Genomic DNA, 19,097 nt, shown 5'->3' with positions numbered 1-19,097 from the left:
GCTACCTAATGTAGCCCGCTGATGAGACTGCCGTATTGATGTTCAACCCTCGACAGTCAGCTAAGCGTTTTCTGTCGGTATGGGTTCCAAGTTGAGGTCGTGATGGAGCAACTCTATTCCTCTTTATTTATCATGGCGCTAGGCGTCGCCAGTTGCGTGGTCTACTTTGTCGGCACCAACTGGTTACTTAGCGTGATCTTCCCGACTCGTCGGGTTTCCAATCAGACTATGGCGCAAAACCTGCGTCGCGCCGCAGCGATTCGCCCTTGGCTCTTTCTTGGCCCAGCGTTGGCGTTTTTGGGCCTCTACCTTATTTATCCCGTTTTTGAATCTGTGGTGTTATCACTGCACGATCGAAACGGCTTTGAGTTTGTAGGCTTGAGTAACTACACCTGGCTGTTTAACGATCCGGAGTTTCGTGAATCCCTGTTCAACAACCTATTGTGGCTATTGGTCGTACCGGCTGCCTCGACCTTCTTTGGCTTGGTGATCGCGGCGCTGACCGATAAAGTCAGCTGGGGCAATATTGCCAAAAGCTTGATTTTTATGCCGATGGCCATCTCCTTTATTGGTGCGTCGATCATCTGGAAGTTCGTTTATGACTATCGTGCGTCAGGCTCAGAACAAATCGGTATTTTAAACGCCATCGTCGAACTGTTCGGCGGCACGGCGCAAGCATGGATTACCCTCCCTTTTTGGAATAATTTCTTTTTGATGGTGATCTTAATTTGGATTCAAACCGGCTTTGCGATGGTGATTCTCTCAGCCGCGCTGCGCGGTATTCCCGAAGAGACGGTGGAAGCGGCGGTCCTTGATGGGGCCAATGGCGTGCAAATCTTCTTCAAAATACTCATTCCACAGATTTGGGGCACCATTGCTGTGGTCTGGACCACCATCACCATCTTAGTGCTGAAAGTGTTCGATATCGTCCTTGCCATGACCAACGGTCAATGGAGTACACAGGTGCTGGCGAACATGATGTTCGACTGGATGTTTAGAGGCGGCGGTGACTTTGGCCGCGGCGCGGCGATTGCCGTGGTGATCATGGTCGCGGTTGTTCCTGTTATGGTGTGGAACATGCGCCAAGCCAGCGCTCAAATGGAGGATCGTTAATGTCTCAGCCTCAAACTACAGCACCCAATGTGAGCCAAGCCAAGTTTAGCCTGAGTAAACTTAGGCGCTCACCGCTGACCTTTCTTGTCCACCTTTCGGTGCTCGTCATCGTGATTCTTTGGACACTGCCGACCGCAGGCCTGTTTATCTCCTCATTCCGAGATAAAGATCAGCTTGCCCTGAGTGGTTGGTGGACATCCCTTACCGCATCCGAACAAAATCTCGTTGATCGCACCGGCGATCCAGACACGCAAATTCAACGGGGCGATCAGTATGTGCTTGCCGGGCAACTGCTGCTTGATGGTGAGCCTGTTGATATTAAAGCATTTGGTTTCTCCTCAAGAGAGCCGACCGCTTACCAACCCGGCGACGTGGCCGAGATGAACGACGGGACATTGACCGTCACTGAGGATGGTCACTATGAAATGGTCTCAAACGAGCCGTTCAAAGGCTCACGTGGCAAACGTATTTTCTATACCGCCGTCGTGCCGCCCAAGTTTGGCTTAGATAACTACCGCGAGGTACTGACTGCAGAGGGGATCGGTCGCTCATTCATTAACTCACTCACCGTGACGATTCCCGCTACCATTATCCCGATTTTGATCGCTGCGTACGCTGCGTATGCGCTCTCTTGGATGAAGATGCCCGGTCGCAACCTGCTGATTGCTATGGTCGTTGGCTTGCTAGTGGTGCCATTGCAGATGTCACTGATCCCGTTGCTACGTCTCTACAACGACATTGGTGCCTTCTTTGGCGTGGGCGCGAAAACCTATCTCGGTATCTGGCTTGCCCACACCGGCTTTGGTCTGCCACTGGCGATTTATCTGCTGCGCAACTACATCTCTAGCCTACCAAGGGAGATCATTGAGTCCGCCAAGGTCGACGGTGCGACAGACTTTGAGATCTTTATGCGCATCGTACTGCCACTCTCCTTCCCTGCCCTTGCCTCTTTTGGCATTTTCCAATTCCTTTGGGTATGGAATGACTTACTGGTCGCGACGGTGTTCTTAGGTACAGGAGAAGAGCACATGGTGCTCACCGCCCGCTTACGCGAACTGCTCGGCTCCCGTGGCGGTAACTGGGAGATCCTCACGGCCTCAGCCTTTGTCTCAATTGCTGTACCACTGACCGTATTTTTTGCCTTGCAGCGCTACTTAGTGCGCGGATTGCTTTCTGGCTCTGTGAAATAACCAGCCAAGGATTGAAGAGAATTGATAATGACAGGATTAACACTGACCAACGTAAAAAAAGCCTACGGTGACACCCAAGTCATTCACGGTGTCGATTTGGAGATTGATCAAGGCGAATTTATCGTCTTTGTCGGGCCATCAGGCTGTGGTAAATCCACCTTGCTGCGCATGATTGCGGGGTTGGAAGAGATCACCTCTGGTGATTTGTTTATTGAAGGGGCGAAAGTCAACGATTTGCCTGCGGCGATGCGCGGTATTGCGATGGTGTTTCAAACCTACGCCCTCTACCCGCATATGACGGTTTACGACAACATGGCGTTTGCGATGCGCATCGCGAAAGAGTCAAAAGAAGCGATCCATGAGCGAGTAATGGAAGCCGCGCGCATGCTGCAACTAGAACCTTACCTCGACCGTTTACCGAAAGCGCTGTCCGGTGGGCAAAGACAGCGAGTAGCGATTGGCCGCGCGATTGTACGCCAACCAAAAGTCTTCCTTTTTGATGAGCCACTCTCTAACCTCGATGCGGCGCTGCGGGTACAAACTCGTATTGAGATCGCCAACTTAAAAGAGGAGCTCAAGCAAACCACGATGATCTACGTGACGCACGATCAGGTCGAGGCCATGACACTTGCCGATCGCATTGTGGTACTGTCAGCAGGCAAGATTGAACAGGTCGGCACACCACTGGAACTCTACACCAATCCAGCGAACGTGTTTGTTGCGCGCTTTATTGGCTCACCTGCGATGAACATTAGCCCAGTCACTCTTGAAGCGGCAGGCAGCGAGTCTCAAATCAAAGCCGAAAGCGGCCTCACCATTACCGTCCCGATCGCAGCGCAGAACGCATTAGTTGGCGACACCTTGCAAATGGGCATTCGCCCAGAAGATTTTCGCGTCGCCGCAGAGGGGCAAGAGCTGATGACGGGCACGGTGCTGTTTGTCGAATCGCTCGGTGAAGTCACGCTGCTGCACATTCAGCTGCCCAATCATGATGAGTCCATCGTCGCCAAACTGCCGGGTATTCTCGACTATCACAAAGGCGAGCAAATTAAACTGACCGCCGAGCCCGATAAGATTCACTTGTTCAACCAACAAGGTATCTCACTGAAACATCTGTAGTGTGTCTATCGCTCACCCTGTTTGAACAAGAGAGTTTGGACAAGAGAGTGTAAAAAAAGAGAATCCGATGAAAAACCAAGTTCAGTTAATCACTTACACAGACCGCCTAACGGGTGGCGGTCTTCATGCGCTGCGCAACACACTCAGCAACACGTTGAGCGACCTCTTTGGCGGCGTGCATATTTTGCCGTTCTATTACCCAATTGATGGTAGCGACGCGGGATTTGATCCCATTGACCATGCTCAAATCGACCCAAGGCTTGGCGATTGGCCCGATCTCAACGCACTTGGCAAAGACGTTGAAATCATGGCCGACCTTATCGTCAACCATGCCTCTGGCCAATCGCCCGAGTTTTTGGATGTGCTGGAGAAAGGCGAAGCCTCTGAGTATTGGTCGATGTTTCTTAAAGAGCGCGATCTGTTTCCAGATGGCATCAGTGAAGAGCAAGCTAAGCGGATCTATCGCCCTCGTCCGGGCAGTTGTTTTAGCGCAAAAACCCTCGCCAGCGGTGAATCCGTCAACTTTTGGACCACTTTCACTGACAACCAAATCGACATCAATGTGGAAACGCAAGCGGGTCAAGCCTACCTTGAGCGCGTACTGACCCTATTTGCTGATAACGGTGTAAAAATCATTCGCCTTGACGCCGCAGGCTATGCGATTAAACGCGCGGGCACCTCCTGCTTTATGATTGAGGATACCTTTGCGTTTATCGATACCTTATCCAAGCGCGCCAACGCACTTGGCATGGAGACCGTGGCTGAAATTCATAGCCACTATAAAACCCAAATTGACGTGGCGAGCAAAGTCAATCGTGTCTACGACTTTGCTCTGCCGCCACTGGTCCTACACACCCTCTATAGCAATAATGTCGAGGCGTTGGTCAAGTGGCTGACGATCGCACCACGAAACTGTTTAACCGTGCTCGACACACACGATGGCATCGGCATCATCGACGCTGGCCCTGAAGGTGACAAACCGGGGTTACTCGACGCCGAACAAATCGATCGGCTCGTCGAGACCATTCATCAAAAGAGCCAAGGAGAGAGTCAGCAGGCAACAGGTAGCGCAGCAAATAACCTCGATCTCTATCAAGTCAATTGCAGCTACTATGACGCACTAGGGCGATGCGATTTTGATTATTTGCTGGCGAGAGCCATTCAGTTCTTCAGCCCCGGCGTTCCTCAAGTCTACTACGGCGGTTTGTTGGCGATGCACAACGACATGGCCCTGCTCCATCGCACTCAAGTGGGTCGAGACATCAATCGCCCTTACCTCACACCAGCGCAGTTAGCCGCTGAACGAGGCAAGCCTGTCGTCAACGCCTTGTGTGAACTGATTCGATTGCGTAATCGCAGCGCCGCGTTTGATGGTAGTTTTAGCGTGGCTGGCGAGGGTTCAAGCCTTACGATGGAATGGGTTCATTTAGACAGTCGCGCAACGCTGCAACTTGATTTGGCAACTCGCAGAGCGCAGATTCACCTTGAGGATGCAGGCAATATACGCACGTTCGATTTGCAAACGTGGCTAGACGAGCGTTAAGCATCCTGTGGCCTTCACACCGCACTCTATAAACTCATTGAACTGGCTATAACCTCAATGAACTGGCTTCTCAGCATGAGAAGCCTTTTTCTTCCTAGCATTTACATTGTAAACCGTGAACTTTCGCTCAAGCTTGATGAGCAATTTATCATTCATATTGCTCAATATTACGAGTCACACTAGACTTAATTTATTAAGTCAGTTGTTCAATTGTTTAAAACACTGCGCAGACAGTGACGTGTATCTTCTTCAAATAAGGGGAGAGTTATGACACCACGCCACTGGGTTCACATTGCTGTTACCGCCTTGTCCATCGCGTTGCTGTTGAGTTTACCTCGCGTATTCGCGAGCGAATCACCTGAGATTACGCGCGAGCAAACCCTTATTCTTGGCACGCTTAGCTCCAACCCGAAGAAAGCTTTTAAACGTGCGCAGCCCTTTGCCGATTACTTAGCGGCGAACCTCCATCAACATGGTATTGTACAAGCCAAAGTTGTGGTGGCCAAAACTAACCTTCAGCTATCCAATTGGGTCAAAAGTGGCCAAGTGGATATCGTATCAGAGACGGTGTATGCCTCGGACGATCTCATCAAGTACAGCCATGCTGAAATGATTGCGCGTCGCTGGAAAAACGGGGTGGCCAACTACGCCTCGCTGTTTTTCGTTCATCAAGACTCCGACATCTATACCTTGGATGATTTGGTGGGCAAAGTGATTGTCTTTGAGGATCGTAACTCCACCAGCGCATTTCTAATTCCTATCTCTGTATTGATAGAGCAAGGCTATCCGCTGCATGAAGTGACTTCACCGCGCGATCTGCCGCCTACAGATAAAATTGGCTACTTCTTTTCCGATGAGTTCTCATCTGCGGGTGGTGAGTCCAATATGATGAGTTGGGTACATCGTAAAATCGTGTCCGCTGCGGCGTTCAGTGATATCGACTGGGAGAAAGAAATTCCGGCCCCAATCAAAGAGCAGCTGCGCGTCATCCACACGAGCCCCTCTGTGCCTCGTGCGTTTATGCTCGTTCGACCCGATATGGATCCCGATCTCAAACAAGCAATAAGCCAAGTCCTCTTCTTGGCAGACCAAGACCCGAGCGCCGTGCTGCCACTCAAAAAATACAAGGAGACAGCAAAGTTTGACCCCATTACCGACGACATCGAACAGAGCATCGTCTGGTCTCTGCAACAGAAAGCCCTCGTCGATCAATATCTAGGTCGTTAGTGACCAGCATGACGAGGCAATAGGATGAAACTCAAGAGTAAACTGGTCGTTGGTAATATGCTCGCCGTGATTCTCACACTGGGGAGCTTTGCACTCTCTCAATGGATCATCAACAGCCATTACAATGCCAAGGTACTAGAAGAAAACGGACAGCACATGGCGCAGCGTTTTATCGGCTATGCGAAAAGCCAAGCCGAACAGACGATGAGCTATCTCACTGAAGCGCTGCTTAACCCTATGTACTTTTACGATTTGGATGGGATTGAGCGGATTTTGGAACCGACGCTGAAAAATGCCTCTACGCTCGAAGTCAAAGTGTATGATTTCAATGGTACCGTCATTCACAGAGGCAGTCGAGAAGGCGACGCCTATGGCATGCCCCTGAATGATACCAATGTCGAACAAACGACGCTTGGCAAACAGATGGAGTATCTGCGCCATGAAGGGAATAGACTCGTTATCGCCCGCCCACTGATTCTTAATCAGGAGCTACTTGGCGGTGTGATGATGGTGTACTCATTGACCGCAATACAACGTGACATCGCTGAAAACCAAGAGATCATTCAACAAATTAACCAAGCCAGCACAGAGCACAGCACCTTTTTAATTGTGGTGGTCACAGCGGTGATGTGTCTCGTCAGTTTTGTGATTTCAATTGTCATGGCCAACACCTTAATCAAACCCATCACAAAACTGGTGCGTCACTCTCAGCGTATCAGCCGGGGTCACTATCAAAATCTGAATAACATTGAGCGTGGTGATGAGCTTGGTGAGCTAGCCAAAGCCTTTAATGAGATGGACAATAACCTCAAAGAACGCAGTGATGCCATTCAATTTTTAGCTTACAACGATCCACTGACAAAACTACCCAATCGCACCCAGTTTTTGGGCTTTTTAGAGGGATTATTGGAGCAGCACCGCGTGAAGCCGCTGACGTTCGCGATTCTTTTCCTCGACTTGGATGAATTCAAACGCATCAACGACAACTTGGGCCATCAAGCGGGCGATGAGTTATTATGCAGCGTCGCGAGTAAAATTAGCGAGAACTTACGTCACAGCGATTTTGTCGCGCATCTACTCAGTCGTCACGCCAAAGAAAATAGCCTAATTGCCCGCGTCGGCGGGGACGAGTTTTTACTCTGTATTCCTCACATTGATCAACACGCAGCCGGTGACATCGCGCAGCGACTGGTACACCTATTTGAAGAACCGATATTACTCCAAGGGGTCAACGAATCCGTGGTCGTTGGCGCTAGTGTTGGTATTGCCCTCTTCCCTGCCAACGGTCAAAGTGCTGAGGAACTGGTCAAAAACGCCGACATCGCGATGTACGCCGCCAAAACTCAAGGCAAAGGGCGTTACTGTCATTTCACCACAGAGATGGAATATCAAGTACTCAATCGCGGCGTGATTGAACGAGAGTTGCGGGCGGCAATCAGAGACTTTTCTCAATTTGAAATCCACTACCAACCGAAAGTGAATATGCAAACAGGTCGAGTCATCGGCGTTGAAGCGCTGATTCGCTGGAATCACCCAGCCAGAGGATTAATCGCGCCAAGCGAGTTTATCCCCGTCGCAGAATCCACTGGGCTGATTCTGCCTCTCGGCCAGTGGATTATGGAACAAGTGTGTCTGGCACTGAACAAGTGGCATCAGTTACCGCACGCTGATGATTTTCATGTTGCAATCAACCTCTCTGCCAAGCAGATTTACAACCAAGACATTGCCGCACGCCTAGCGGAACTGGTCGACAAACATCAGCTTCACGCCTCGCACCTGCACGTCGAGGTGACGGAAACGGCCTTAATGCTCGACATGGACAAAGCCAAAACAACGCTGGATAAAATCCGCCAATTGGGTATTGAAGTATGGTTGGATGACTTTGGGACAGGTTACGCGTCGCTCGCCTATCTGAGAGAATTCAACGTCGATGGTTTGAAAATCGACCGCAGCTTTGTGTCTGATATTGAAGAGGATGAGAATGATCGCGCGTTGTGCTCGGCCGTGATTTCAATGGCTCAGCAGATGAACATCAAAGTGGTGGCTGAAGGCATAGAAACCGCGCTGCAAGCACGCTACTTACTGAGCGAGCAATGTGAACTCGGCCAAGGGTATCTCTATTCGAAACCCGTTTACGCCGAGGCCATCAGCCGCATTCTCTACCAACAAGCAGAAGAAATGAGCGCCGGGAAGAGCGCCACGCTCTCCGTGGTTCCCCCGACGCTTCGAGATCATGGCTAGCTAACGCTGCTCAATCTCGCGAATCACGCGGCACGGATTACCCGCGGCAACTACATTCGCCGGAACGTCTTTCGTCACAACACTGCCCGCCCCGATAACCGTGTTATCACCAATGGTCACTCCTGGGCAAACAATCACACCACCGCCTAGCCAGACATTATCACCAATGGTAATTGTGGTACCAAACTCAACACCCTCTTCGACACGCCCTTTGACATCCAACGGGTGGCCTGCGGTGTAAAGCTGAACATTGGGAGCGAGCAACACGTTATCGCCAATGTACACCGGCGCCACATCCAAAATCACGCAGTTAAAGTTAGCGTAGAAGTTTTTACCCACATGAATATTACTGCCGTAATCACAACGAAACGGCGGCTCTAAATAGGCCTCTCCCGCATCAGGCAGCAGGCTGTCGATCGCCTCGCGCCATTCTGGGCTGTTGGGAATCGTGTTGTTGAGCTTGAGTAAGTGCTCTCTACAACGGATGCGCTCTTGGTAGAGTGTCTCGTCCCACGCATTGTACGGCTCACCTGCGAGCATTTTTTGTTTTTCGGTTTTGTTCATGATGACTCCTAGCCAAAAGTCGGTAATTTGCTGTCACTTTACGCGGGTTACTGTTTCGCTGCACAACACAACCAACGAGGTGTGACATATATCGCTCTGATTCAACAAGGAAACTCTGTTAACCTAACAGCAAGATTCACCCACATGGATGAGAGACCCAATGGCTAAGCATATCGCGACGGTGGAATGGCAAAGAGCACCCGATGAACCATTTAGTGACAATCAGTACCATCGCAGTCATCAATGGCATTTTGATGGCGGCGCTGTGATTGACGCGTCCTCCTCACCTCACGTTGTCCCTTTACCCTATTCGACAGAAGCCAACGTCGATCCTGAAGAAGCCTTTATTGCCGCTATCTCCAGTTGTCATATGCTGACGTTTCTTGGCATTGCGGCCAAACAACGTTTCGTCGTTGACCATTACCGCGATGCAGCGGTGGGAAAACTGGAGGAAAACAGCCAAGGCTATAGCTCAGTGACGCAAGTGATTCTCTCTCCTCGCGTGATCTTCTCCGGTGAGAAACGGCCCACTCGTCAACAGCTGGAAAAATTGCACAACTTAGCGCACCAACACTGCTTTATCGCCAACTCCGTCACCACCGAGATTATCACTCACATCGACACGGCCGAATAGGTCGTCTCGTGGCGGATTCATGTTACAATCCGCCTCAGCATTTAGGTTGCCCTGTGCGGTAGCCACCCACAACTACAGAGTATCATCATGGCGTTTTCTCACCTTGGCCTCAGCGAGCCGTTGGTTCGTGCAATTGACGAACTGGGCTACAGTAAACCGACCCAAATTCAAACCAAAGCTGTCCCTGTCATTTTACGTGGCGACGATTTAATCGCCGCGGCTCAGACCGGTACAGGTAAAACCGCCAGTTTTGTCTGGCCAATTTTGGAGCGACTCGCCCAAGGAGAGACTCAGCGTAAAAAACGTTTTCGTGCATTAATTCTGGCGCCAACCCGCGAGTTGGCCGAGCAGATTGATGAAAAAATCCGCCACTACAGTCGCCACATGCCGCTCACCTCTGTCGCCCTGTTTGGTGGTGTGGGTGATAAAGCGCAAAAGCAGGCGTTGATCGAAGGCGTTGACATTGTGGTGGCCACACCGGGGCGCTTACTCGATTTATATGGCCAGCGCGCCGCCTATTTTGAAGAGGTCGAAGTGTTGGTGCTGGATGAAGCGGATCGCATGTTAGACATGGGCTTTATTGACGATCTGAACAAAATTCTCGACCGACTGCCAACCGATATTCAGCATCTCTTGTTTTCAGCGACCCTATCCAACAAGGTCCGAGAACTTGCCAAGACAGCGGTTCACGATCCGTTTGAAATCAGTATTGCCGCCAATCAGGCATCGAAAAAGAACATTGAGCAGTGGCTGATTACCGTTGATAAAGATAAAAAATCGGCCCTGTTGAGCCATCTCATCAAAGAGAACGACTGGGACCAAGCGCTGATTTTTATTGAGACCAAACATGGCGCGGCTAAACTCGCCGATCAGTTGGCCAAACGCGGCATTGACGCTGAAGCGTTTCATAGTGGTCGTAGTCAAGCGATAAGAAAACAGCTATTAGCGGATTTCAAAGCCGGTAAAATCCGTTACATGATCGCCACTGGCGTGGGCGCACGCGGGATCGATATTGAAGGACTGACACGGGTGATTAACTACGACCTGCCTTTCCCTGCCGATGAGTACGTCCATCGTATTGGACGAACCGGTCGCGCCGATGCCCAAGGTGAGGCGATCTCGTTTGTCTCTAAAGACAACTTTAAGAACCTGTGCATGATTGAGAGCCGATTAGGCCACTTGATTGAACGCCGTGAAGTGGAAGGCTTTGAGCCGCGCAAACCGGTACCGATTTCGATCCTCAACTATGTGCCGAAACATAAACGTCAACCTAAGGAAGAGTCATGAGTCACCCTGACATCAGTCATCCTACCAAGATGACGTTTTTCGAGTTCTTGACACCGCTGGTGGCACAAGGGAAAAAGACCATCACGATTCGAGATGAAGCTGAATCCCATTATGTGCCTGGCACTGAGGTCGAGGTGTTGACACTCGAGACGCAGCAGAGCATTTGCACCATCCGCATTCTGTCTGTCGAACCGCTGCGCTACGACGACATCAACGAATTTCACGCAGAGCAAGAGCACCTGCCGCTGCCTGAGCTGAAAACCTTGATTCGTGACATCTACCCCGATCTGGATCAACTGTTTATGATTCGTTTTGAGCGAGTGGCATAGCCTTTTTCACTCGCCCTGTGCGTGTCTGAATCAGTAGGCACGCACTGATCAACCCCAGTCCGACCCAGCCTTGAATGCTGAGCCTCTCACCTAGAAATATCACTGCCAGCAGTGCCGCCACCAAAGGCTCAAACAGAGTGAGTAGTGTCGCCGTGCGCACTTCGACCCTGCGCAATCCAAAACCAAACAGCAGGTAGCCGACAAACATCGGGATCACAGCCATATATAGAGAGACAGCGCTGTTGATTGCTGATGCAAATAGGGCACTTCCCGTCCAAAATAGCGTAGGCAGCAACAAACATGCACCAAGGCCGAAAATCGCCCCCATCGCACTTTGGGATCGTACACCTAAGGTAATAAGCTGCTTTGCTGCCAGTGAATAACCGGCATAACTCGCCGCCGCCACTAACCCCAACACAACACCGAATGTAAAACGCCCATTGTCCAAGGTGTTCACGCCATCACCTTTGGTTAGGGTTAACAGCATGACCCCAATCGCCCCAAAAGCGAAACTGATTAGCCATTGTGTCGATAGCGCTTTAACCGTGCCAAAAAGACGCTCAAAACAGACGGTAAACAGTGGCGCAGTGGCAATAGAAACCACCGTCCCTATCGCAACACCTGACCACCGCATCGAGGTATAAAACGCCAGCGGGTACAAGGTTAAAGCCAACGCGCCCAAAATCAGCGTACCAACATGTTGGCGCAAAATTGCCAGGTCTTTTATGAGTGCGGGAACAGCGATAAGCGCCAAAAGTAATCCCCCCAATCCCATCGCAAACGCACCGATCGCTAACGGGTGAATGGTCGGAGCGAGCGCCGCAGCGCTGCCAGTGGTTCCCCAAAGTAAGGAAGCGAATAGGATGGCACCAATAGATTGCCATTGTGAAGAAGAAACGTGAGCAGACATTGCCTAATCCAAGCCAGAAATACTCCATTTAGCTTACGGCAAGCCTAAGACATCCAATGTGCAGAAAGGACGGTTTATTCGGTTATTCTGATGATTATGGCGCTGTTAGAGATGACGTACTTGCTTCGGTGACAGTGAAAAGTGCACCTGAAATCGCCGCGAGAATGCTGACGCGTCTTGATAACCACACTGCTCTGCAATTCGAGCAATACTTAAGTCGGTGTGAGTCAATAGTGCATGAGCTCGTGACATACGCTCTGCCGTAATATACGCGTGAACGGTTTGTCCGGTGTGCTTTTTGAATTGCGATTTAAATTGTGTCGCGCTCAAACAGGCGATGCGACTGAGAGATTCAATGCCCATCGGCGCATCGATATGAGCACTGATGTGCGCTTTTACCCTCTGAATTCGGGCATCACCACTGCGCTGCATTTCTTGTCGTGCTAGCAGCGATGTAAACAGTTCAAATGCTTGACTTTCCAAAGGCGTATCAACAGACTGCTCCAGTTGCGCTGCGAGAAACTCAATGTAGTGCTGAAGTGGTGTCGAGATTGAGAACACCGGCATCTTGGCAGTCAGTAAGGGCTCTGGCAACGTGTCGCTATCCACGACTAAAAAACGGGCGGCTTCATCGGCCCGGAAGATGTGCTCAAGTGTTTTCTTCACCACCACACACTCTCCCGGCGAAACCTTTCCGCGATAGTCTTCAAGCTCAATATCAATCGCTCCGCTTAGCGGCAGAACCAATTGATGATAAGTGTGCCAATGACCGCGTTTTTGTTTGGTGTATGAGCGAACACTGATGTCCATACTGTTCCTTGTCCCACTGCATGAGCAGCTCATTGATTGACGCACTAGACGACTGGTCTAGTTTTACACTATAGTAGCGGCCATGAACGCAAAAACACAAGATACTCGTCAGCACATTCTCAATATTGGTTATCAGTTGGTGGTCAATAAGGGCTTTACCGCCGTGGGGTTGTCTGAACTGCTGAGCACCGCCCAAGTGCCGAAAGGCTCTTTTTATCACTATTTCAAATCGAAAGAGCAGTTTGGCGAGGCGCTAATTAGCGAATACATTCGTGAGTACATGGCGCGCAGCAACGAGATATTAACTCAGACCGATCTGAACGGTTTTGAAAGACTCGTTCACTACTTCTCTCGCTGGCTGGAGAAAGATTCAGGCACCTGCAATGCGAACCGCTGTCTTGTGGTCAAGTTGAGTGCCGAAGTCGCCGATTTATCCGAGCCGATGCGTCAATCGCTCGCCAAAGGCGCAGAAATGGTGATCGAAAGCCTTGCTCGCTGTATTGAAGTGGGCATTGACGATGGCTCGGTCCAGGTAAGCAACGCACATGCCACGGCCACTCAGTTATATCAACAATGGTTAGGTGCGAGTTTGCTCAACAAGCTTGTTCAAGATGAAACCCATCTTGAGCTGTGTTTACTTAGCTCCAAAGCTTTGCTGGGTAATCCGGCCATCAAGTAGAGCAGGCTCATCACACATTGCTCCCCGTTATCGACTATGCTGGTAGCGGGATTTTTTGGCCACACAACTAGACGACTGGTCTAATAACATAACCAAGACGTACTTTATGTCATGTCTACACAGGAGAACATCATGTCAGATTCCATTAACCGACGCGTAGTGCTTGCATCTCGCCCCAATGGCGCCCCCACTGCGGATAATTTTCGTCTAGAGACAACAGACATTCCAAGCCCAGCTGAGGGCGAAGTTCTGTTGCGCAGTGTTTATCTCTCCCTTGATCCGTACATGCGCGGGCGGATGAGTGATGCAAAATCCTACGCAGACCCAGTTGCTATCGGTGACACCATGGTCGCGGGTACCGTGTGTCAGGTCATCGAATCTCGCCACGATCAGTTTAAAAACGGTGATTGGGTGCTGGCCTACAGCGGATGGCAAGATTACGCACTGTCAAATGGCGAAGGCCTAATCAACATGGGCCAAAACCCGGCGCACCCTTCCTATGCGCTCGGCGTAATGGGCATGCCTGGCTTTACCGCTTACATGGGCCTACTTGATATTGGAGCCCCCAAAGAAGGCGACACGCTGGTCGTGGCTGCCGCCACTGGCGCGGTCGGTTCTATGGTTGGCCAAATCGGTAAATTGAAAGGTTGTTACGTTGTCGGTGTAGCCGGCGGAGAAGAAAAATGCCGTTATGCGGTGGAGCAGCTTGGCTTTGATGCGTGCATCGACCATAAAGCGGACGACTTCGCTGAGCAACTCGCCACGCATTGTTCAAAAGGCATTGATATCTACTTTGAAAACGTTGGCGGTAAAGTGTTTGACGCTGTTATGCCATTGCTCAACACTGGCGCGCGCGTACCATTGTGTGGCCTTATCTCACAGTACAATGCCACCTCTTTGCCACAAGGGCCAGATCGCCTGTCGATGTTGATGGGGCAATTGCTCGTTAAACGCATCAAGATGCAAGGCTTCATCATTTTTGATGATTACGGTCACCGTTATGGTGAGTTCGCTCAAGACATGAATCGTTGGCTGGCAGAAGGTAAGATTCACTACAAAGAGCACATGGTAGAAGGGCTAGACAACGCGCCTGATGCCTTTATTGGCCTACTCGAAGGGAAAAACTTCGGTAAGCTGGTCGTTAAAACCAACGAGCCGGTATAAGGAGTCGTCATGATTACGCTGCACCACCTAAACCAATCGCGCTCTAAGCGCATCATTTGGCTACTAGAAGAGCTGAATCTTGAGTATAAAATCGCGCCTTATCAACGTGATAACGTCACGTTTCTCGCGCCACCTGAACTCAAAAGTGTTCACCCTTTGGGTAAATCGCCCGTCATTGAAGACAAAGGAGTGGTGATCGCTGAATCTGGGGCCATTACAGAGTACCTAATCCAACGTTACGGGCCACATCTCGCGCCCAAATCAGACAGCGATGACTATGTCGATTACCTTCAATGGCTGCATTTTGCGGAAAGCTCAGCGGCGCTGCCCTTGCTTCTGAAAATGTTTGTCGCCAAAGATGGTGCGCAGACCAACTTCCTTGCCGGGTACGCCGATCTTGAGTTAGATAAGGTGATGAGTTACGTCAATCAACGTTTAGAAGGTAAACGTTACTTGGTCGCCGACACCCTCACCGGTGCGGATATCATGATGTCTTTCATCGTGGAAATCTTAACCAAGTTCGGACTACTGGAGCGTTACCCTCATATCGCTACCTACGCCAAGCAACTTGCGACTCACGACAAGTTCAATAAAGCGGAGCAGTTAGAAGCGCAATATGGTTAAGCCGTAGGCATTGGCACCGTTAGATATCAAAACGCCGCCCTTTTTAGTCACTAAAAGGGCGGCGTTTTCTTTGGTTATTCTGTCGCTTCGTGAATCGCTTCTTTGGTGTCCTTCCATACTTTGGAGGAGTCTTCTTTCACTCCTTCCCAGGTGTTGGAACAACCGGCGAGAAGTAAGACAAGCGTTGCGATCATGGCAGAGAGTTTCATCGTTAATCCTTTACAATTCCGCGTTTGTTTCGACAAAGTAGATTAACCAAGTTATGGATGGCAAAAAAGGGCTAAATCGCCCTTTTTGTCACACTTCTGACCGAAGCTTATCGCAAGCAAATATTCAATTTATGCCACTTGGACGGAGCCGTTCATCTATGTCAGAATGACCGCTTTCAACGTCTCACAATGAAAGCCCTACTATGAATTTCCAAGCCGCAATTTTTGATATGGATGGCCTATTGCTCGATACCGAGCGCCTCTGTATGCAGGTGTTTGAACAAGCCTGCGCCAACGTTAACCTTCCGTTCTACCCCGATGTCTACCTCTCCATCATTGGCCAAAACGCGGTCAGCATTGATAAGACATTTCGTAAGGTGTACCACGACGATCTCGATAAGCTCGATGCAGAATGGCGTAAAAACTACAAAGCCATCGTTAATCATCAAGCCATTCCGGTCAAAGAAGGCGTGCTTGATCTGCTGAAGTGGTTAAAGGCGAACAAGATTCCAACCGCTGTTGCCACCTCATCACAACGAGAGGTTGCCACGGTGAAATTAAAACTGGCGGGATTGGATCAATACTTTGATTCTCTAACGTGCGGCTGTGAAGTGACCCAAGGCAAACCTGACCCAGAGATTTATTTACTCGCCGCTCAAAGGCTCGGCGTTGAGGCCGCGCAATGTGTGGCGTTTGAGGATTCGAACAATGGTGTGCGCAGCTCCATGGCTGCCAATATGACGACGTTTCAGATCCCTGATTTGGTCGCGCCTTGTGAGGAAGTATTGGCATTAGGCCACTACGTCGAGTCTTCGTTATCGGATGCGCTGGCGCGCTTGAAAACGGAAACAATGGTGGCCTAACACCTAGGCACTATGAATAGATTTTGCTCTCGGCGCGGCGGTCAACCTGCGGCGCCGAGGGTTCATCGAAATCGACCAAAATCAGTTCACTGTACTTTTTCTGTTGCAAGTTCAATGGTTTAACTTGCTGCTGGTGTTTACGACGCTTTTGGCGCGCCTTTCTAATCATCTCATCCATGGTATGACTCCCTAGCTAACTGTGGTCAAACAGTTGTTCGATTTGACCGCAGTTTCACTGTAGCAGTTCCCTCTTTTTGCTCCATTGAATTTCCTATCTGCTGTGTAAAATGATCGGATTTTGTGATCCTGTTTGAAAGCGCAGCACCGATCGCTTGCAAATAAGAAGGCTGAAATGTGCTCAAGATAGTGCCCTGCCTCTGACGAGTATCGTCGTCCCTCATTACTGATTATCTCGCCTAACGCATCCGCCGATATGCCAAAGCACTCTGTGTCATAACTCGAGGTTCTATCAAATTGGTCCGATAGCCTTTTAATTCTCTCTTGCCACCCCAACGTGTGAAGTATGCCCTATGATGTTAGGGCACAAAGCAACGTTGGATAAGGAATTAGAATGACTAACCAATACGTACCACCTAAAGTTTGGACAATGGAAGAAGGCAACGGCGGACAATGGGCCAGCATCAACCGACCAGACTCAGGCGCGCGCCACGAACAAGCCCTACCCGTTGGCGAGCATCCGCTACAACTGCATTCTCTGGCAACGCCAAACGGACAAAAGGTCACCATCTTACTCGAAGAACTGCTTGCACTCGGTGTCAAAGAGGCGGAGTACGACGCTTACTTGATCAAAATTGGTGACGGTGATCAGTTTGGTTCTGGCTTTGTCGAAATCAACCCGAACTCAAAAATTCCGGCCTTAGTGGACCGTTCTGGTGAAACGCCCATCAACGTCTTTGAATCTGGCCACATCCTGCTTTACCTTGCGGAAAAGTTTGGTCATTTCCTACCTAAAGATCATGCGGCGCGAACTCAAGTGATGAACTGGCTATTTTGGCTGCAAGGCTCTGCGCCTTATCTGGGCGGCGGCTTTGGTCACTTCTATGCGTATGCACCAGAGAAATTCGAGTACCCGATCAACCGATTTGCGATGGAAGCCAAGCGTCAGCTCGACGTACTCGACAAAGAACTGGCGAAGCACACCTACCTCGGTGGTGAAGAGTACAGCATCGCCGACATCGCCACCTGGCCGTGGTATGGCAATCTGGTGTTAGGTCACGCCTACAATGCCGCAGAGTTCTTAGACGTCGACAGTTATCAACACGTCAAACGCTGGGCGAAAGAGATTGAAGCGCGAGAAGCGGTGCAGCGTGGTCGTATCGTCAACCGTGCATGGGGTGAAGAGTGGGAGCAAGTGCCTGAACGCCACAGCGCGGCAGACATTGATAAAGTGCTCGCACTGAAACCTTAATTGCCCTCGACCTCCTCTACTGAATAACCCATTCAGCTCATAACCAAGGCAAAAACTGCCTTGGTTTTTTTTTGCTCAATAGCCAATTTTGGTGAGAACCAACTTGTGATCGGAACCGTTGGGTGTCGAAAGACTTTCTCTGTGGCACAAACGCCGCCCAGCATTCGCCGATTGTAGCCAAAGGTGATCAATGGCAATCATGGTTGATGCAGGCGTTGCGACTTGTGCGCCCCAATTAGGCCAACTGGCCACCGGCGCGGTCTGAAAGGTGGGGAACAGCTGCGCAAAACGTCGGCTGATCGAGGATAGGTTAAAGTCTCCGACGATAAGCACTTCATCATCAGGGTATTGCTCATTCAACGACTCAATGGTTCGAATTAACGCGTTGCGACGATGCCAGAGTTCTTTGCTGCGCGGCGAAGGTGGATGCGCCACCATTAAAGTGATGGGATCTTGTTTTGGTGGATGCCATAGCGCGCGAATCACGCTCTGCTGATCCGGCGTGTGAAACACAGAGGCGTCCGTTAACGGGGTGGTGCTGAGAATCATTTGGCTCGACGGATAACCGATGCCCTCTTGGCCGCCATAGAAAAACGGATAGCGGTCATCGAGCAATTTAAGCTGCTCACCAATCTCCGGCGCCACTTCCTGCATTACAATCAAATCCGCTGGCTGCGTTAATAAGTAGTTGATGAACTGATGGATATCTGGGTTTTCGTAGTAGAGATTGTATTGCAAGACGGTGACGGGAGTATCGCAGTCTGCGACGAGTGCTTGGCTGCCTTTGGGGGTCATCAAGGCAAACGCGCCGGCAAGGACAAGGCAGACAAGCGTTTGACCGTAACAGCGGGCCAGCCCCAACACGAGGGCAAGCAGTATATAGCCAAACATAAACAGCGCAGGAAACGCGACGATATTTTCTACCCACCAGAGGGACTCTTTCAGTGATAACCCTGCCCAGCACAAGGCTGGGAAATAGACAATTGCCCAAAGAATCCAACGCTTCACTCCACCTCTCCCTCAACGTTAGCGCCACTTGAGACAAGGCCCAATCGCGCGTAACAAATTAGAGTAAGTATGGTCGATGATTGACGTTTTCACCGAGTTTTTAACGGCTTAGCCCAAGGCTAAGCCGTTAAAATCGGCTAAAGTACAACGCGTG

General features: G+C 50.4%; 20 protein-coding genes. 14 read left to right on the top strand and 6 right to left on the bottom strand.

Annotated elements, in window-relative coordinates; all coding sequences use genetic code 11:
• The first annotated feature begins 102 nt into the window (after positions 1–102).
• From AC6R1A_RS05585 to AC6R1A_RS05560, 6 genes are all read left to right on the top strand, one after another.
• Positions 103–1,113: a carbohydrate ABC transporter permease gene (locus AC6R1A_RS05585; RefSeq protein ID WP_487903479.1), complete on the top strand. Its 1,011-nt coding sequence runs from the start codon at positions 103–105 to the stop codon at positions 1,111–1,113.
• The gene (locus AC6R1A_RS05580; RefSeq protein ID WP_500633549.1) at positions 1,113–2,303 is read left to right on the top strand and encodes a carbohydrate ABC transporter permease; all 1,191 of its coding nucleotides are present in this window, start codon (positions 1,113–1,115) and stop codon (positions 2,301–2,303) included. Before AC6R1A_RS05585 ends, AC6R1A_RS05580 begins: the two co-directional genes overlap by 1 nt.
• A gap of 27 nt (positions 2,304–2,330) precedes the next feature.
• Positions 2,331–3,422: an ABC transporter ATP-binding protein gene (locus tag AC6R1A_RS05575; RefSeq protein WP_500633548.1), complete on the top strand. Its 1,092-nt coding sequence runs from the start codon at positions 2,331–2,333 to the stop codon at positions 3,420–3,422.
• 67 nt (positions 3,423–3,489) lie between these two features.
• Positions 3,490–4,965: a sucrose phosphorylase gene (gene gtfA / locus AC6R1A_RS05570; RefSeq protein WP_500633547.1), complete on the top strand. Its 1,476-nt coding sequence runs from the start codon at positions 3,490–3,492 to the stop codon at positions 4,963–4,965.
• A gap of 267 nt (positions 4,966–5,232) precedes the next feature.
• On the top strand, positions 5,233–6,192 hold the full coding sequence (locus AC6R1A_RS05565) for a phosphate/phosphite/phosphonate ABC transporter substrate-binding protein (RefSeq protein ID WP_500633546.1): 960 nt from the start codon (positions 5,233–5,235) through the stop codon (positions 6,190–6,192).
• Positions 6,193–6,216: 24 nt separating this feature from the next.
• The gene (locus tag AC6R1A_RS05560) at positions 6,217–8,433 is read left to right on the top strand and encodes a putative bifunctional diguanylate cyclase/phosphodiesterase (protein ID WP_500633545.1); all 2,217 of its coding nucleotides are present in this window, start codon (positions 6,217–6,219) and stop codon (positions 8,431–8,433) included.
• On the opposite strand, the gene AC6R1A_RS05555 is transcribed toward AC6R1A_RS05560, so the two are convergent.
• Positions 8,434–8,997: a sugar O-acetyltransferase gene (locus AC6R1A_RS05555; RefSeq protein WP_487901550.1), complete on the bottom strand. Its 564-nt coding sequence runs from the start codon at positions 8,995–8,997 to the stop codon at positions 8,434–8,436. It lies immediately after the preceding gene.
• A gap of 160 nt (positions 8,998–9,157) precedes the next feature.
• Between AC6R1A_RS05555 and AC6R1A_RS05550 the strand changes: the two genes are divergently transcribed.
• From AC6R1A_RS05550 to yqfB, 3 genes are all read left to right on the top strand, one after another.
• Positions 9,158–9,631 carry an OsmC family protein gene (locus AC6R1A_RS05550; RefSeq protein ID WP_500633544.1) on the top strand — a complete coding sequence of 158 codons (474 nt, stop codon included), beginning with the start codon at positions 9,158–9,160 and terminating at the stop codon, positions 9,629–9,631.
• An 87-nt stretch (positions 9,632–9,718) separates the two neighbouring features.
• Entirely contained in the window at positions 9,719–10,918 is a 1,200-nt protein-coding gene (locus AC6R1A_RS05545; RefSeq protein WP_500633543.1) for a DEAD/DEAH box helicase, read from the top strand.
• The gene (yqfB, locus tag AC6R1A_RS05540) at positions 10,915–11,247 is read left to right on the top strand and encodes a N(4)-acetylcytidine aminohydrolase (RefSeq protein WP_334551721.1); all 333 of its coding nucleotides are present in this window, start codon (positions 10,915–10,917) and stop codon (positions 11,245–11,247) included. Before AC6R1A_RS05545 ends, yqfB begins: the two co-directional genes overlap by 4 nt.
• Here the strand turns inward: yqfB and AC6R1A_RS05535 are convergent.
• Together AC6R1A_RS05535 and AC6R1A_RS05530 are read right to left on the bottom strand one after the other, a co-directional pair.
• On the bottom strand, positions 11,219–12,157 hold the full coding sequence (locus AC6R1A_RS05535; RefSeq protein ID WP_487901554.1) for a DMT family transporter: 939 nt from the start codon (positions 12,155–12,157) through the stop codon (positions 11,219–11,221). The two genes, yqfB and AC6R1A_RS05535, sit on opposite strands and share 29 nt — an antisense overlap.
• 105 nt (positions 12,158–12,262) lie before the next feature.
• Positions 12,263–12,967 (bottom strand): helix-turn-helix domain-containing protein, encoded by a 705-nt coding sequence (locus tag AC6R1A_RS05530; protein WP_487901555.1) that lies wholly within the window; start codon positions 12,965–12,967, stop codon positions 12,263–12,265.
• Between the two features lie 82 nt (positions 12,968–13,049).
• Between AC6R1A_RS05530 and AC6R1A_RS05525 the strand changes: the two genes are divergently transcribed.
• The 3 genes from AC6R1A_RS05525 (at position 13,050) to AC6R1A_RS05515 (ending at position 15,434) form a co-directional block, all read left to right on the top strand.
• Positions 13,050–13,646, top strand: coding sequence for a TetR/AcrR family transcriptional regulator (locus AC6R1A_RS05525; RefSeq protein ID WP_487901556.1), 597 nt, complete (start codon positions 13,050–13,052; stop codon positions 13,644–13,646).
• A 132-nt stretch (positions 13,647–13,778) separates the two neighbouring features.
• Positions 13,779–14,810 (top strand): NADPH-dependent curcumin/dihydrocurcumin reductase, encoded by a 1,032-nt coding sequence (curA, locus tag AC6R1A_RS05520; protein ID WP_487901557.1) that lies wholly within the window; start codon positions 13,779–13,781, stop codon positions 14,808–14,810.
• A gap of 9 nt (positions 14,811–14,819) precedes the next feature.
• Positions 14,820–15,434, top strand: coding sequence for a glutathione S-transferase family protein (locus AC6R1A_RS05515; protein ID WP_500633542.1), 615 nt, complete (start codon positions 14,820–14,822; stop codon positions 15,432–15,434).
• A gap of 74 nt (positions 15,435–15,508) precedes the next feature.
• On the opposite strand, the gene AC6R1A_RS05510 is transcribed toward AC6R1A_RS05515, so the two are convergent.
• The gene (locus tag AC6R1A_RS05510; RefSeq protein ID WP_334551715.1) at positions 15,509–15,643 is read right to left on the bottom strand and encodes an entericidin EcnAB; all 135 of its coding nucleotides are present in this window, start codon (positions 15,641–15,643) and stop codon (positions 15,509–15,511) included.
• Between the two features lie 203 nt (positions 15,644–15,846).
• Here AC6R1A_RS05510 and AC6R1A_RS05505 point away from each other — a divergent pair, with 203 nt between their 5' ends.
• Positions 15,847–16,506 (top strand): HAD family hydrolase, encoded by a 660-nt coding sequence (locus AC6R1A_RS05505; RefSeq protein ID WP_487901560.1) that lies wholly within the window; start codon positions 15,847–15,849, stop codon positions 16,504–16,506.
• Positions 16,507–16,516: 10 nt separating this feature from the next.
• Here AC6R1A_RS05505 and AC6R1A_RS05500 read toward each other — a convergent pair whose 3' ends face one another.
• Positions 16,517–16,684 carry a hypothetical protein gene (locus AC6R1A_RS05500; protein WP_487901561.1) on the bottom strand — a complete coding sequence of 56 codons (168 nt, stop codon included), beginning with the start codon at positions 16,682–16,684 and terminating at the stop codon, positions 16,517–16,519.
• A 393-nt stretch (positions 16,685–17,077) separates the two neighbouring features.
• Here AC6R1A_RS05500 and yghU point away from each other — a divergent pair, with 393 nt between their 5' ends.
• Positions 17,078–17,935 (top strand): glutathione-dependent disulfide-bond oxidoreductase, encoded by an 858-nt coding sequence (gene yghU / locus AC6R1A_RS05495; protein WP_334551711.1) that lies wholly within the window; start codon positions 17,078–17,080, stop codon positions 17,933–17,935.
• A gap of 75 nt (positions 17,936–18,010) precedes the next feature.
• Here yghU and AC6R1A_RS05490 read toward each other — a convergent pair whose 3' ends face one another.
• Positions 18,011–18,943 (bottom strand): endonuclease/exonuclease/phosphatase family protein, encoded by a 933-nt coding sequence (locus AC6R1A_RS05490; RefSeq protein ID WP_500632916.1) that lies wholly within the window; start codon positions 18,941–18,943, stop codon positions 18,011–18,013.
• Between the last annotated feature and the right edge of the window lie 154 nt (positions 18,944–19,097).

The sequence above is a fragment of the Vibrio sp. R10-SG3-ISO3 genome (assembly GCF_059834225.1).
This window is presented reverse-complemented; position numbering and strand designations above follow the sequence as displayed.

Excerpts from the sequence above, each read along its gene's own strand:
- AC6R1A_RS05585 (WP_487903479.1), top strand. The coding sequence starts at position 103 with ATGGAGCAACTCTATTCCTCTTTATTTATCATGGCGCTAGGCGTCGCC.
- AC6R1A_RS05580 (WP_500633549.1), top strand. The coding sequence starts at position 1,113 with ATGTCTCAGCCTCAAACTACAGCACCCAATGTGAGCCAAGCCAAGTTT.
- AC6R1A_RS05575 (WP_500633548.1), top strand. The coding sequence starts at position 2,331 with ATGACAGGATTAACACTGACCAACGTAAAAAAAGCCTACGGTGACACC.
- gtfA (WP_500633547.1), top strand. The coding sequence starts at position 3,490 with ATGAAAAACCAAGTTCAGTTAATCACTTACACAGACCGCCTAACGGGT.
- AC6R1A_RS05565 (WP_500633546.1), top strand. The coding sequence starts at position 5,233 with ATGACACCACGCCACTGGGTTCACATTGCTGTTACCGCCTTGTCCATC.
- AC6R1A_RS05560 (WP_500633545.1), top strand. The coding sequence starts at position 6,217 with ATGAAACTCAAGAGTAAACTGGTCGTTGGTAATATGCTCGCCGTGATT.
- AC6R1A_RS05555 (WP_487901550.1), bottom strand. The coding sequence starts at position 8,997 with ATGAACAAAACCGAAAAACAAAAAATGCTCGCAGGTGAGCCGTACAAT.
- AC6R1A_RS05550 (WP_500633544.1), top strand. The coding sequence starts at position 9,158 with ATGGCTAAGCATATCGCGACGGTGGAATGGCAAAGAGCACCCGATGAA.
- AC6R1A_RS05545 (WP_500633543.1), top strand. The coding sequence starts at position 9,719 with ATGGCGTTTTCTCACCTTGGCCTCAGCGAGCCGTTGGTTCGTGCAATT.
- yqfB (WP_334551721.1), top strand. The coding sequence starts at position 10,915 with ATGAGTCACCCTGACATCAGTCATCCTACCAAGATGACGTTTTTCGAG.
- AC6R1A_RS05535 (WP_487901554.1), bottom strand. The coding sequence starts at position 12,157 with ATGTCTGCTCACGTTTCTTCTTCACAATGGCAATCTATTGGTGCCATC.
- AC6R1A_RS05530 (WP_487901555.1), bottom strand. The coding sequence starts at position 12,967 with ATGGACATCAGTGTTCGCTCATACACCAAACAAAAACGCGGTCATTGG.
- AC6R1A_RS05525 (WP_487901556.1), top strand. The coding sequence starts at position 13,050 with ATGAACGCAAAAACACAAGATACTCGTCAGCACATTCTCAATATTGGT.
- curA (WP_487901557.1), top strand. The coding sequence starts at position 13,779 with ATGTCAGATTCCATTAACCGACGCGTAGTGCTTGCATCTCGCCCCAAT.
- AC6R1A_RS05515 (WP_500633542.1), top strand. The coding sequence starts at position 14,820 with ATGATTACGCTGCACCACCTAAACCAATCGCGCTCTAAGCGCATCATT.
- AC6R1A_RS05510 (WP_334551715.1), bottom strand. The coding sequence starts at position 15,643 with ATGAAACTCTCTGCCATGATCGCAACGCTTGTCTTACTTCTCGCCGGT.
- AC6R1A_RS05505 (WP_487901560.1), top strand. The coding sequence starts at position 15,847 with ATGAATTTCCAAGCCGCAATTTTTGATATGGATGGCCTATTGCTCGAT.
- AC6R1A_RS05500 (WP_487901561.1), bottom strand. The coding sequence starts at position 16,684 with ATGGATGAGATGATTAGAAAGGCGCGCCAAAAGCGTCGTAAACACCAG.
- yghU (WP_334551711.1), top strand. The coding sequence starts at position 17,078 with ATGACTAACCAATACGTACCACCTAAAGTTTGGACAATGGAAGAAGGC.